Source organism: Rhizobium sp. A22-96, assembly GCF_053521805.1.
Genome location: NZ_JBNWDQ010000006.1, coordinates 50418 through 63752 on the forward strand (window position 1 = coordinate 50418; position 13335 = coordinate 63752).

General features: G+C 60.3%; 13 protein-coding genes. 1 reads left to right on the plus strand and 12 read right to left on the minus strand.

Annotated features, from left to right (window positions below):
* Nucleotides 1–25: 25 nt before the first annotated feature.
* The 3 genes from ACQZ6F_RS24980 to ACQZ6F_RS24990 are packed head-to-tail and all read right to left on the minus strand — an operon-like array spanning nucleotide 26 to nucleotide 3599.
* Complete coding sequence (locus tag ACQZ6F_RS24980) at nucleotides 26–763, minus strand: class II aldolase and adducin N-terminal domain-containing protein (RefSeq protein ID WP_449094794.1); 738 nt, start codon at nucleotides 761–763, stop codon at nucleotides 26–28.
* 38 nt (nucleotides 764–801) lie between these two features.
* Nucleotides 802–2466, minus strand: coding sequence for a choline dehydrogenase (locus ACQZ6F_RS24985; RefSeq protein WP_449094452.1), 1665 nt, complete (start codon nucleotides 2464–2466; stop codon nucleotides 802–804).
* The gene (locus ACQZ6F_RS24990; protein ID WP_449094453.1) at nucleotides 2463–3599 is read right to left on the minus strand and encodes an aromatic ring-hydroxylating oxygenase subunit alpha; all 1137 of its coding nucleotides are present in this window, start codon (nucleotides 3597–3599) and stop codon (nucleotides 2463–2465) included. Before ACQZ6F_RS24990 ends, ACQZ6F_RS24985 begins: the two co-directional genes overlap by 4 nt.
* A gap of 241 nt (nucleotides 3600–3840) precedes the next feature.
* On the opposite strand from ACQZ6F_RS24990, the gene ACQZ6F_RS24995 reads away from it, so the two are divergent.
* A complete protein-coding gene (locus ACQZ6F_RS24995; protein ID WP_449094454.1) occupies nucleotides 3841–4878 on the plus strand; it encodes a GlxA family transcriptional regulator in 1038 nt (345 codons plus the stop codon).
* Between the two features lie 26 nt (nucleotides 4879–4904).
* Here ACQZ6F_RS24995 and ACQZ6F_RS25000 read toward each other — a convergent pair whose 3' ends face one another.
* The 9 genes from ACQZ6F_RS25000 to ACQZ6F_RS25040 form a co-directional block, all read right to left on the minus strand.
* On the minus strand, nucleotides 4905–5699 hold the full coding sequence (locus tag ACQZ6F_RS25000; protein ID WP_449094455.1) for a transporter substrate-binding domain-containing protein: 795 nt from the start codon (nucleotides 5697–5699) through the stop codon (nucleotides 4905–4907).
* A 59-nt stretch (nucleotides 5700–5758) separates the two neighbouring features.
* The gene (locus tag ACQZ6F_RS25005) at nucleotides 5759–6487 is read right to left on the minus strand and encodes an amino acid ABC transporter ATP-binding protein (protein ID WP_449094456.1); all 729 of its coding nucleotides are present in this window, start codon (nucleotides 6485–6487) and stop codon (nucleotides 5759–5761) included.
* A complete protein-coding gene (locus ACQZ6F_RS25010; RefSeq protein ID WP_068391350.1) occupies nucleotides 6471–7124 on the minus strand; it encodes an amino acid ABC transporter permease in 654 nt (217 codons plus the stop codon). The genes ACQZ6F_RS25005 and ACQZ6F_RS25010 overlap by 17 nt, the downstream gene beginning before the upstream one ends.
* A gap of 7 nt (nucleotides 7125–7131) precedes the next feature.
* Nucleotides 7132–7815, minus strand: coding sequence for an amino acid ABC transporter permease (locus ACQZ6F_RS25015; protein ID WP_077467296.1), 684 nt, complete (start codon nucleotides 7813–7815; stop codon nucleotides 7132–7134).
* 43 nt (nucleotides 7816–7858) lie between these two features.
* Complete coding sequence (gene kduD, locus ACQZ6F_RS25020) at nucleotides 7859–8614, minus strand: 2-dehydro-3-deoxy-D-gluconate 5-dehydrogenase KduD (RefSeq protein WP_449094457.1); 756 nt, start codon at nucleotides 8612–8614, stop codon at nucleotides 7859–7861.
* Nucleotides 8615–8618: 4 nt separating this feature from the next.
* Nucleotides 8619–9455 (minus strand): 5-dehydro-4-deoxy-D-glucuronate isomerase, encoded by an 837-nt coding sequence (gene kduI / locus ACQZ6F_RS25025; protein ID WP_449094458.1) that lies wholly within the window; start codon nucleotides 9453–9455, stop codon nucleotides 8619–8621.
* A gap of 115 nt (nucleotides 9456–9570) precedes the next feature.
* Nucleotides 9571–11457 carry a TRAP transporter large permease gene (locus ACQZ6F_RS25030; protein WP_449094459.1) on the minus strand — a complete coding sequence of 629 codons (1887 nt, stop codon included), beginning with the start codon at nucleotides 11455–11457 and terminating at the stop codon, nucleotides 9571–9573.
* Entirely contained in the window at nucleotides 11454–12467 is a 1014-nt protein-coding gene (locus tag ACQZ6F_RS25035; RefSeq protein WP_449094460.1) for a TRAP transporter substrate-binding protein, read from the minus strand. The genes ACQZ6F_RS25030 and ACQZ6F_RS25035 overlap by 4 nt, the downstream gene beginning before the upstream one ends.
* Before the next feature lie 66 nt (nucleotides 12468–12533).
* Nucleotides 12534–13334, minus strand: coding sequence for a 2-keto-4-pentenoate hydratase (locus ACQZ6F_RS25040; RefSeq protein ID WP_449094461.1), 801 nt, complete (start codon nucleotides 13332–13334; stop codon nucleotides 12534–12536).
* Nucleotide 13335 lies beyond the last annotated feature (1 nt).

The window sequence follows — 13335 nt, forward strand, 5'->3', positions numbered from 1 at the left end:
CACGAACGGGCAACAGGTCCCGCCTTCAGCTGCGATATTCCGGCTCCTCAGCATCAAGGATCGCCCGTACCTCGGACAGATGGTCGATCGCGAATTGACCATAGTCAGCCCATTGCTGCTGTGTGACCGCCGCGACATTGTCGGATACGATCCGCAATGGGCGACCCGACGCATAGGCGATCATCAGTGTCTCGCAGGCACGTTCGAAATAATACATTTCGTCCAGCGCCGCAGCGACTGTATCGGCGGCGACCAGCACGCCGTGATTGCCCATCAGCAGCACATTGCCGCTGCCGAGCGCGGCAGCCAAACGATCGCCTTCGTCGGTCGAAAGACCCATCCCGCCAAAGCCCTCGTCGATGACGAGCCGCCCGAAGAAGCGCATGGTGTTCTGGTCGATCGGCGGCATGCGGCTGTCGGCGAGCGAGGCAAGCGCCGTCGCATAGCGCGGGTGCAGGTGCATCACGCAGCGGGCATGAGGACAGCGGGCATGGATCCGGCCATGGATATGCCACGCGGTGGGATCGGGCGCGTCCGGCCGGTCGAGCGTCGAGGCGTCCTCAGTGTCGAGCAGGATGAGGTCGGAGGCCCGTATCCGTGAGAAATGCCGGCCGCGCGGGTTCATCAGGAAGTATCGCCCGCTTGGCTCGACGGCGACACTGAAATGATTGGCGACGGCTTCGTGCATCCCCAACCGGGCGAACCAGCGGAAGGCTGCGGCAAGATCGCACCGCATCGTGTTCATGGCGTCCTCATCCGGCATCACGCCCGAGGCACGGGTCGAAAGGGTCTCTATGGCGTTCATGCGTTGGTCCTCCGTGTGAGATTTTCATTTGCATTTGGAGTGGAACGTAATGGCGTGCGGCCACGGATGATATCCGCAGCCTTTTCAGCGATCATGATGGTCGAAGCATTGGTGTTGGCGCTGACGATCGCCGGCATGATCGAGGCATCCACGACGCGCAGGCCTTCAAGCCCGCGAATGCGGCATTCCGGATCGACGACGGCGCCCGGATCGTCCGCCGCTCCCATCCGGCAGGTGCCGACGGGATGATAGCAGGTCTCCAGCGTTTGCCGGATCCAGCAATCGATCTCCTCGTCAGTCCGTACAGCCGGGCCGGGAAAAAGCTCTTCACCGGCGAAGGGAGCAAGCGCCGGCTGTGAAAGCACGTCGCGCAACAAATGAACGCCGGCGCGAAGATCGGTGAGATCCTGCGGGTCGTCCAGATAGTTGAACAGGATCTCCGGTGCCTGAAACGGGTCGCTGCTGGTCGCGCGCACATGTCCACGACTGCGCGGCCGCATCAGGTCGATATGGACCTGGAAGGCATGTTTGGCTAGCACGTCTGTTCCGCCGGGCACCACCGCCAGCGGCATGAAGGTGAACTGAATATCCGGCTGGTCCAGCTCGCGTCGGCTCGTCACGAACCCGCCTGCCTCGAAATGGTTGGTCGCCGCCGGGCCTGAGCCTTTCAGCATCCATTCGGCGCCAGCAAGCCAGCTGCGTGGCGCGCGCGTGACAGGATAGAGGGAAACCGGCTGCTTGCAGGTATGCTGGATGACAAGATCGGGATGATCATTCAGGTTCTCGCCGACACCGGGCAGGGCGTGGCGCACCTTGATGCCAGCGCTTTCCAGATGCTTGGGCGAGCCGATGCCCGATAGCTGCAGCATATGCGGCGAACCGATGGCGCCGCCGCAGAGGATCACTTCGCCCGCTGCGGCAAGATGCTCGCGCCCGGCCTTCGCATAGCGGATTCCCTTCGCACGCTGCCCTTCGATGTCGATCCCCAGCACATGCGCGCCTGTGATCACCGTCAGGTTGGGCCGACTGCGTGCGGGATTGAGATAGGCATGCGCGGCGCTCCAGCGGCGGCCACGCCAGGTGCTGCGCTCGACCGCGCCGAAGCCCTCCTGCTGGCGGCCGTTGAAATCGCTGGTCCTTGGATAGCCCGCCTCGACGCCGGCTGCGATAAAGGCACTGGCAAGCGGCGATCCCTCGACGTCGCCACGCGTGATCCTGATGGGGCCACCCTTGCCGCGAATGCGATCATCCGCGCCAGGAGCGGTTTCCGCCCTGCAGAAATAGGGAAGCACGTCCTCATAGCTCCAGCCGCGCGCACCAAGCTGCGCCCAGCCATCAAAGTCGCGTGGATGACCGCGCAACCAGACCATGCCGTTGATCGAGGATGAGCCACCCAGAACCTTGCCACGGGGATGCCCGAGCCGCCGGTTTTCCAGATGCGGCTCGGGTGCTGAGGTAAACGCCCAGCTATAGCGGTCTCCCCAGACCACGCGCGACATGCCCGCAGGCATTCTGAGCCATACGGACCGGTCTTCGGGGCCGGCCTCGAGGAGGAGAACCCGGCATGCCGGATCCTCCGTCAGGCGTGCCGCCAGCACACAACCGGCGGAGCCGGCACCGGCGATGACATAGTCCCACGGCATGTCGGCGCGTCCGCTCATTCCCGGATCGCCTTGTAGCAAAGCGTATGGAAATGATGTACCAAGTTCTCGCTCTGATTGGGGCGTGCGGGATCGATCAGATACTTGCCCGAACCGAAGCCGAGGGAATGCAGCCCCTTCTGGTTGGTGATGTTCAGTTCGATATCTTCGGGGCCGAGCTGTGTGTTCATCCACTCGATCGCCGCTTCCGTCACCGGCGGCATTGGACGACCTTTCGGCTTGTAATAGCCAAAGCGAAGCAGGGATTTTTCGGGCCCAAGCGGGATCATGATGAAGGTGCCGACCATATCCGTGTACGGAAAACTGTAGAAGGTCGTGTTGGGAAAGATCCCTATGTTGAAGAACCAGTCCGTCTGCCAGGTCGAGCCTTCGAGCTGCACGCCATAGGCTTCCTTGGCGCCCTTGTTGGGAGGGCCGATATAGGTCCACCATTGCCCGTAAGGCGTCAACGCATAACCCTCGAAATTGATCAGTGCCGCCAGATCCTTGTGAACCGGTCCCGAGAGGTCGAAATGATAGCCCTCGATCGAGTTTTCCTGAATGACCTTCCAGTTCGCGTCGACAATGACGTCCGATTCCGAGGCTAGTTCGAGATTGTCGAGATCGGGAAGAAACCGACGCATCTCGGCCTCCGCTCCGCTGGCAATTTCAGCGACGGCGGGAGCGTTCTCGTCGAGCGTGATGAAGACGAAGTTCGCGAAGATTTCGAACCGTACATGCCGGAGGCCCCAGTCCTTCTTGTTGAAGTCCTCGAGATTCTCGGTGCGCGGCGCGCCGCGCAGGCTACCGTCCTGATTATAGCACCACGAATGATACATGCAGCGGATCACGCCCGGCCTGTTGCCGCGCCGCTCATCGATCAGCCGGTTGCCGCGATGCCGACAGACATTGTGAAACGCACTGATTTCACCGCCCTTGCCGGCCATCACAACGACGCTCTGTTCGAAGATGTCCTGCACGACGAAATCGCCGGGATTGGCGAATTCGTTGATGTGGCCAACGACGTGCCAACAGTTCATGAAGATCTTCGCCTTCTCTTCGTCAAACACACCCTGATCGAAGAAGAACGAAGCCGGCATCGACGTGCCCGTCCGCGGATCGCTATAGTCCCAGGTCAATTGCGCTATGGTCATGCCTACCCTCCTGTTCAACGATGCGGCCCGGGAAGGACCCGCCACAGAAGGATGCTATGATCCAAAAGAGCTCTGCGATTGACATTATCCGCCATATTCCAAAAAGCGACGCCATTCGGCCTTGCCAGAAATCGATAGCAATTTTAGTATGTTATAGGCCGCCCAGCTCAATCGATTATCACATCCGAAGCAACCAGACGATTTTGGACATTATGCGTCCGAAAAAATCAAAAGGCTCTCCATGTCGTCGTTCGAAAATCCGAGAGGTCATCGCTTCGGCCTCGTACTTGCTCCGGGGTTTTCCTATCTTGCGCTGGCGATGGCGATCGAGCCGCTGTTCATCGCCAACTGGCTTGCCCGTCGTAGGATCTTTAGCTGGAACACACTGTCGACCGATGGCTTCGCGGTTGCGGCCAGCAACGGGATCCAGAGTGCCGTCGACTATCCCCTCGGCACGACCGAGCGTTTCGATGTTGTGCTGGTACTGGCAAGCTTCGACGCACGCGAAGCGGCATCGGACCATCGGCTGCAGAAGTGGCTGCGCTGGGTCGAGCGGGCGGGCGCCGAGGTCGGCGCAATCGAGACCGGAAGCGAAATACTGGCCGCCGCCGGCCTGATGGAGGACCATCGGGCGCCCGTACACTGGTACAACATCGAAGGCATGCGGGAGCGCTATCCCGACGTCAATGTGACCGATACGCTCTACAGCCTTTCCGCGCGCCGGCCCATTTCGGCGGGCGCGAGCGCGACCCTCGACATGATGACCGCCCTCATTGCCCGCACCGCCGGTCAGGAACTTGCAAACGAGGTCGCCCAACACCTGTTGCTGCAGAAGCGAGAGGGCCACGACCGTCAACAGACATCAGACAACCGCGACCAGGGGACCGTGGCGCGCGATCCCGTGACCCGCGCACGCCACATCATGGCCTCGACGATTGACGAGCCCCTGCCCTGTCCGAAAATTGCTGCGATGGTCGGCGTTTCGGAAAGACATCTGCAGCGCCTATTCCAACAGCAGCTCGGCTCTGGCATGACGCAGATCTATCACATGCTGCGTATGGAGCGGGCTCACCAGCTGGTTCAGCAGACCGAGCTGACCATCACGCAGATCGCGGTTGCCTGCGGCTTCTCCTCGCTTGAGGTCTTCTCGCGCACCTACAAGAAGGCCTTCAGTGTCTCCCCGAGCAAGGATAGACACCAGTCCGTCGACAGCAGCGTGTTTCGCCGAGGAAGCATGAAGCACCTAAAACTGCCTCGGGACGGAAACCAGCCGGAATAACCTCCGGCTGGCATTGTATTTCGCGCTCAGCGCGATGTCAGATCATCGGGCAGTTCGGCATTGTGGTACTTGCGATAGATATCGCGCAACACCTTGTTGTCGAAGTTCGTCTTTACCCATTGGTCAAGCCATCCCTTGAGAGCAGTTTCACCTTTCGGAATGCCGATGCCGAGCACGGTCTCCTTCTGGGTGAACTTTACCTGCAGCGGATGGTCGCCAAGCTTCTTGTTGATGCCGTTGATAACAGCCGATTGGCTTGAGAGAATGTCGACCTGGCCCGAGACGACGGAAGTGATGAGCGTTGCGTCATCTTCAAAGCGGACGATATTGGCGCCCTTGGCATTTGCCGAGATGTCCTGGTCATTCGTTGTCGCCCGGGTGACCCCGACGCGCTTGCCGACGAGGTCCGAATAGCCCTTGATCTCGATGCTCGGGGGTGCCGCAACGACGAGCGCCAGCGTGGCGTAGGGAATGGAGTAATCAATCGCCTTCTTCCGCTCCTCGGTGATGCCAAGCGCGGAAACGACCATGTCGGCCTTGCCGGTCTGGACGGACGGGACGCGTGCCGCATTGGTGATCTCCACCAATTCCAGCTGAACGCCGAGGTCCTTGGCGATCAACTGCGCGGTCTCGACGTCCGATCCCGTCGGCTTCAGATTTTCGTCGACAAATGAATATTCCGGAGTGCCCATCGCAACCGCGATGCGGACTTTCCCGGCCTTCTTGATGTTGTCGAGCACATCCGCATGGGCAACGGTCGCAAGCGCAAGCAGACCGGCACTGGCAATCAGCGCAAGCTTCGAAATCATTCTTTTCGGCATATGAAACTCCTCTCTCGTTGTTCGATCCTGCGCCTGGGCGCAGGTACTCCTCCTGGAATTCAAAGCTCGGCGGCCATGAATTCCCTCAATTCGGGCGTCTGGGGATTGGAGAGGATATCCGCCTCTCCGGTTTCCCAGACCTTGCCGGTATGCATGTAGATCACGCGGTTGGCGGCGCGTTTGGCAAAGCCCATCTCATGCGTCACGACGATCATGGTCATGCCGCCGCGGGCAAGATCCTCCATCACCCGCAAGACCTCGCCGGTGAGCTTGGGGTCGAGCGCGGACGTCACTTCGTCGAACAGCATGACCTTTGGCTGCATGGCGAGCGACCTAGCAATGGCCACACGCTGCTGCTGACCGCCTGAGAGCTGTTCCGGGTAGCTTTCGATCTTTTCCGATAGCCCAACCTTGGCGAGCACTTGTACAGCAACCTCGCGCGCCTGGTCCTTGCGCATGCCTTTGACGCGGCGCAAAGCCAACATGATGTTTTCAGCGACAGTCATGTGGGGAAACAGATTGTAGCTCTGGAACACCATGCCGATATCCCGGCGCAGGGCGCGAAGATCGAGTTTCGGGTCTTCGACGCGATGGCCACAGACATCGATCGAGCCGCCTTGGATCGTCTCCAGGCGATTGATACAGCGCAACGCGGTGCTCTTGCCGGAACCCGACTGGCCGATCAGCGCGACGACCTCGCCGGCATTGATCTCGAAGGAGACCCCTTTCAGCACCTCCAGCTCGCCGAAGCGCTTGACGACATTGGTGAGCTTAACGGCGACCGACATTGAGTTTCCTCTCAAGCGAACGGCTCCAGACCGACAGCGGATAGCAGACGCAGAAGTAAAAGAAGGCTGCGACGCCAAAGACCAGGAAGGGCTGGAACAGCGAGTTGTTGATGACCTGGGCAGCGCGGGTCAGCTCCAGAAAGCCGACGACCGAAGCAAGCGATGTGTTCTTGACGAGCTGCACGAGGAAACCGACCGTCGGCGGCGTTGCGATTTTCAAAGCCTGCGGCAGGATGACATCACGCAGGGCCTGCCAGCGCGTGAGCCCGAGGCATTCGGCAGCCTCGAACTGTGTCTTGGCGATCGACTGTACGGAGCCGCGCCAGATTTCGCCGAGATAGGAGCTCGAATAGACCATCATGCCGAGGCAGGCGGCGACAAGCGGCGGCACCGAGATGCCGAAGACGCCAAGGCCGAAATAGAGAAGAAACATCTGGATGAGCAGCGGCATGCCCTGCACGATCTGGATGTAGACAAGAGCCACCCGCCGCAGCCAGCGAAAGCGCGAGATACGCGCGAGCATGACGAAAAAGCCGGCGATGCCGCCGAACAGAAAGGCGAGTGCCGAAAGCACCACGGTCCACGCGAGACCTTCGAGCAGATAGACGAGATGATTGGTCGAAAATGCACCGAGCATCAATACCTCACAAACCGAGTTCGAGTTTGCGGCGGCGCGGGAAGGCGATAAGCCCGAGCCCGAAGAAGGCGGCGCGCATCAGATAGGTGATGGCAATGTAAAGGACCGCAACGACCACATAGGTTTCCAGCGAGCGGAACGTGTTCGACTGTATGTTGTTGGCGACGCCCGTCAGTTCCTCCGCCGATATCTGCGAGCAGATCGAGGTCGAGAGCATCATCAGGATGAATTGGCTGGAAAGGGCCGGGTAGACCCTCTCTATCGCCGGAAGCAGGATGATGTCGCGATAGATCTGGAATTTCGAAAGGCCAAGCGATTCCGCCGCCTCGATCTGGCTCGGATGGACGGAATCGATGCCAGCCCGTACGATTTCCGCCGTATAGGCGCCGACGTTGATCACCATCGCGAAGACGGAGGCAGCGACGATTGGCAGACGAACGCCGATGGAAGAGAGGCCGAAGAAGATGAAGAAGATCTGTACAATGAAGGGAGTATTGCGCACCGTTTCGATGTAAGCACCGGCCAGACCTCGCAGGGTTGCCACATCGGATCGACGGGCGATCGCACAGGCAATGCCGATCGCAAGACCGATAATCACCGAGAACAGCGTGATCTCGACAGTCGTCAGCGCGCCCGCCAGAAAATCCAGCCAATAGGGCAGTAACGCCCCAAAATCGAATTGATACTGCATCTCTCCTCCAAATGTTGCGCGAGACCACCCGATCCCACCGTCCTCAGCGCGCCAGCCATCCTCCATCGACCGGAATCACGGTTCCGTGGATGTAGTCGGATGCGGGCGCGGCGAGGAACACGGCGGTCGCACCGATATCCTCCGGCGTCCCCCAACGACCAGCGGGAATGCGGGCAAGGATCGCAGCGTTGCGATCCGGATCCTCGCGCAGCGCCGTGGTATTGTTCGTCACGAAATAGCCGGGTGCAATCGCGTTCACATTGACGCCCTTGCCAGCCCATTCGCAGGCAAGCAGCCGCGTAATACCCGCAAGCCCGCTCTTCGAGGCCGTATAGGAGGGGATGCGTATCCCTCCCTGGAACGAAAGCAGCGAGGCGATGTTGATGATCTTGCCTCGGCCCTTTTCGAGCATGTGACGACCCGCGGCCTGCGATAGAAAGAATGCCGTCTTCAGATTGGTATCGATGACCGCATCCCAATCCTCCTCGGTGAAGTCGATCGAGTCGGCACGGCGGATGATCCCGGCATTGTTGACCAGGATATCGAGGGCTCCGAACCTTGAAACAGTCTCGGAGACGATCCGCTTGACGGGCTCGATTGTGGACAGATCGGCATTGATAGCGTGAAAGCGGCAACCGGCCTGCCGAACCAGTGCCTCGGTCTCCTCCATCGACGAGCGGCCGACGGCGACGATCGATGCTCCCGCTCCCGCAAGCGCAACCGCAATCCCCTGGCCGATGCCCGTATTGGCACCGGTAACGACCGCAATGCGGCCGCCAAGATCGAAGAAATTGGTCATGCGGCTACCTCAAATCGGCGATGGCGATGTGGTCCATATCGGTGAAACTCTTGTTGTCACCAGCCATGGCCCAGATGAAACTGTAATTCTTCGTGCCGGCCCCCGAATGGATCGACCATGGAGGTGAGATAATCGCCTGCTCGTTGGCAACAAGCATGTGGCGCGTCTCCTGCGGCTCGCCCATGAAATGGAAGACGCGCTGATCCGCCTCGAGGTCGAAATAAAGGTAGGCCTCCATGCGTCGGTCATGTGTATGCGCCGGCATTGTATTCCAGACACTGCCCGGCTCGATCATGGTGAAGCCCATGGTCAGCTGGCAGGACTGGCAGACATCGGGATGGATAAACTGGTAGATCGAGCGCTTGTTGGCGGTTGCTGCTTCGCCCGGCGTCAGGTGCCGCGCCTGCTCGCGCTTCAGAAGCACGGTCGGATGCATCGCATGCGCCGGTGTCGAGACAAGGTAGAATTTCGCCGAGGTGCCGGCGTCCCTGCTTTCGAAACGAACATCCCTGGCGCCCTTGCCGACGTAGAGGCAATCGTATTTTTCGAGATCGTAGGACTTGCCATCGACGGTGATACGGCCGGCACCACCGATGTTGAGTGCACCAAGCTCACGCTCGACCAGGAAGGTTTCCTGTCCGATCGCCTCGGGCGCCGTCAGCGTCAATGCCGATCCGGCCGGCTCCGCGCCGCCGATGACCATGCGGTCATAGTGAGAGTAAGTGAGCCGGATCTCGCCGCTTTCGAAGACGGTCTCAACCAGAAAATGGCGCCGAAGCGTTTCCGTGTCATAGCCACGAACAGCTTCCGGATGGGACGCGTGTCTCACGTCTGTTTTCATGGAGTTATTTCCTTTTCTCGATGGTGTCCGGCCGTCGTGACCAGCGTTGAAGGCAAGCGGGACAGGTCCCGATCGAGCAGGCTTGCGGCTTTGATAGTCGCCGCAAGCCTGTTCGCTATTTGATGTATCCGAGGCTACGCGGCAGGGAATTCGTGATATCGGGCACGAACGCGATGATCAGCAGGCAGACGAAGAGGATCGCGAGGTACTTGGCGATCGGCTTGACGGTCGCTTCCAGCGGCACGTTGCCGACGGCGCAGCTTGTATAGAGCCCGAGGCCGAGCGGCGGTGCGAAAAGGCCAAGGCCCATTGCGACGATCAGTACGATACCGTAATGCAGCGGCTCTATCCCGAAACTATGGGCAACCGGCAGCAGCAGCGGCCCGAAGATGATCAAAGCCGGCGCGCCTTCCAGCGCCGCCCCCATGACGATCAGGATCAGGATCGAGACAATCAGGAAGGCCCAGGCGCCAGCCCCATGCGTCAAGCTGATCATCATTTCAGCCAGCATATGCGGGACCTGCGCGATGGTGATCGAGAAGGCGACCGTCTGCGAGGCGGCGACCACGAAAAGGATCATGCCGGCGAGGGTTGCCGATCGTTTGAAGAGCGCCAGCGTGCTCGCCCATGTCAGTTCACGGAAAGCCAGCGCGCCGACGATCAGAGCGTAGGCGACGGCAAAGGCGCCAATCTCGGTGGCCGTTGCAAAGCCCGAGCGATAGCCGCCGAAGATGATGATGATCACACCGAGGCTGATGCCGCCGCTTCCAAGAAGGCTGGCAAGGCTCCGGTCCGATTTCTCGACAATCGCGGGTGCGTCCTTGCGCGAGAAGATAACGACGCCTGCAATCAGCGCGGTGGCCATCAGGATTGCGGGGTAGATGCCGGCGGCGAAAAGCCCGCCGATCGAAATATTGGCGACATAGCCGAGAATGATGAGATTGATGCAGGGCGGGATCGTTTCGGCCATGACGGCGCTCGCCGCCAGCAGAGCGACACCGTCGGAAGGGTTGTTGCCGGAACGGCGCATCGCGGGCACCATAACCGTGCCGACGGCCGTGACATCGGCGAGCTTCGAGCCGGAAATGCCGGAAAAAAGCACCATGCTCAACACGGTGACGATGCCAAGGCCTCCCCGCCGTTTTCCAACACCGCGCCGCAAGAGTTCGATCAGGCGAACGGACATGCCGTTCACTTCCATGGCCAGACCCGTCAGCACGAAGAACGGGACGGCGAGAAGCACGACGTTGTCGATCCCGCTATAGGCTTGCTGGGCAAACACGGCATAGGGGATGAACCCGTCGCCGGTGATATAGAGCAGCGCGCCGACGCAGAGAGCAAATGCGATTGGAATCCCGGAAGCGAGGCAAATGGCAAAGCCGAAAAGGAGCAATGTAAGAGCGCCCGGCGCGTAGTCCGGCAGGAGGAACATCCATGCCGCAACGACGGCTCCAATGGCCAGCAGGCCACCCAGCGCGACGAGAATTGCGTGCGCGGAATAGGCGAAGAGCCTGGCTGCTGTGAAGATCGCCATGCACAGACCGCCGGCGATCAACGGATAGATGAACAGGTTCTGCGGCAGGCCCGTCGAGGTCACCTGCGTCCAGGCCGTCTCGCAGTATTGAACCGCAAAGACAACGAATGCGATGGAGACGACGAACTCGACCCAGAGGCCGGCGGCCTCCACGACAACGCGGTTCTTTTCTCTCAGATTGTCACGGAGAATGCGGATACCGACGTGATGTCCCTTGGCGACAGCAGCGGCGCCACCAAAGAAGGCGACGCCGATCAAGAGCATGCGCGCAACCTCATCCGCCCATAGGATGGTATCGTTGAATGCGTAGCGCCATAGCACCGAGACGATGACGACCAAAAGGTCCGCCGCCAGAAATGTGGCCGCGAGCACTTCGACGAGTGTCTGAAGAGCGCCGATGAACGGCGCTCCCCTGACGGCGGGAGCCTGCGCGCCCGGAACGACGGCATCGACCAACATGGTGCTCATGCCTTGACGATCGCGTCGAGCACCGGCTTAGTTGCCGGGTACTTCGTTGCAAAATCGTTCCAGAGTGGCTGCACCAGCTTCTTGAATGCCGCGCGATCGACCTCATGCGTCTCGATGCCATTCTTCTTCAACGTCGCAAAAGCGGCCGTCTCGATGTCGTTCGCCTTGCCGCGCTGGAATGCCGTTGCTTCCGCGGCGGCCTCCTTGAAGGCGGGAAGCGTTTCAGCCGGAATTTTCGAAAGCGCCCGCTTGCCGATGACGATGGTTTGCGGATTGCAGATATGCTGAGTCAGCGAAATGTGCTTGGCGACCTCGTAGCATTTCAGCGCCAGAATGGTCGGGGCATCGTGCTCCATGCCGTCGATCACACCCGTCTGCAGCGCCGTATAGACTTCGCCCAGCGACATCGGCGTTGGAGCTGCCCCCATCGCCTGCAGGGTCGCAACGAAATTCGCCACGGGCAAAACGCGGATCTTCTGGCCCTTCAGCAGTTCCGGCGTATTGGCCGGCTTGCGGGCGGCGATATTGCGACCGCCGAAGCTATAGGCCCAGCTCAGGACCTCGACGCCGATCTTGTCGGCGAAGATGCCGTTGAGCACGGTGCCGGCATTACCATCAAGGACGGGGCCAGCGGCACTCATATTATCGAAGAGGTAACCGAGATCCAGCACGCCGACTTCCGGCGCGAGTGTGCCCCAAATGGAAGAACCTGATATCATCATGTCGACGATACCGAGCTTCACCTGGCCGACGATATCCGCTTCCTTGCCGAGCTGGTTGTCCGGGAAATACTGGATCTGGATGGCATCGCCGACTTTGGCCTTCAAGGCGCTCTGGAACTTGTCGTACCAGAGCCAGTGCGCCGAATTGGGATCGGACGGCAGCGACGATGAAAGCCGCAATGCGACCGGCGCCGCAAAGGATGGCGCCGCGCGCCCGATAATGGCAAAAGCACCCAAGCCTGCCAGCGATGCGCCGAAAGCTCGGCGTGACATTGTGATATTCTTCATGGTTCTCCTCCTTGCAAGACGCGACGTGCGTCCCTCCTCCATTGCTTGAAGTTGAATGCGCATCCGTTAGTCGGATGCTGATCTCCCCGCGATCCTGACCGCCAGCGGCGGGCAACCGTCGCAAACGGCTTCTCCGAGCTGGCCGATTTCGATCGCGTGAACCCCCGTCGTGGCGCCCGCTATGACGACATCACCCTTCTTTAGACCGCGGTTGCGCGTGGCCAGGTGGTTGACGAGAAACAGGAAGGCATCGAGCGGGCCTCCGTTTGCGCCAACTGCAACACCCTCGCCGATCGTTCTCCCATCGATGCGCATCGCGGTTTTCAATTGGTCGATGGCGCCGCTGTCCCAACCCTTGATTTCCGCGCCCACGGCAATTCCGGAATTGTTGCCGAAATCGGAAACGATGGCCCAGGGGCCGATATCGTTGATGGTCGGGAGGGGCGAGCCGGCAATCTCCATTGCCAGATGTATACCGGCGATAAAGGGCAGCAATTCCGGCTTGGTCCACGGCGTCGAGCGTGGAGCGATATCGCCCCCAAGGACGATGCCAATCTCCGTTTCCACGGCAATGAAACCGCCTGCTATTACCGGTATTTCCCCGATTTCACCCGGCTGGACCCGGATCACCGATCGCGAAAAGGCAGGTCCCGACATGCGGTCGGATTTCAGCTCGGTTCGCAGCTCGGGGTGAATTGCCGCAACCTTCCAGCCTGCAATCTCATCCGGCCAGAGCGCGATCGACCGCTCCTGTATCGCATATGCTTCGGGCAGCCCGGCTGGCAAATCTCCTGGGAATCCCGGGAGGGGCCTCGCTTTCCGTCGCGCCATGTGAAAGGCTTCGGCAATGGACGCAGTTGAAGACATG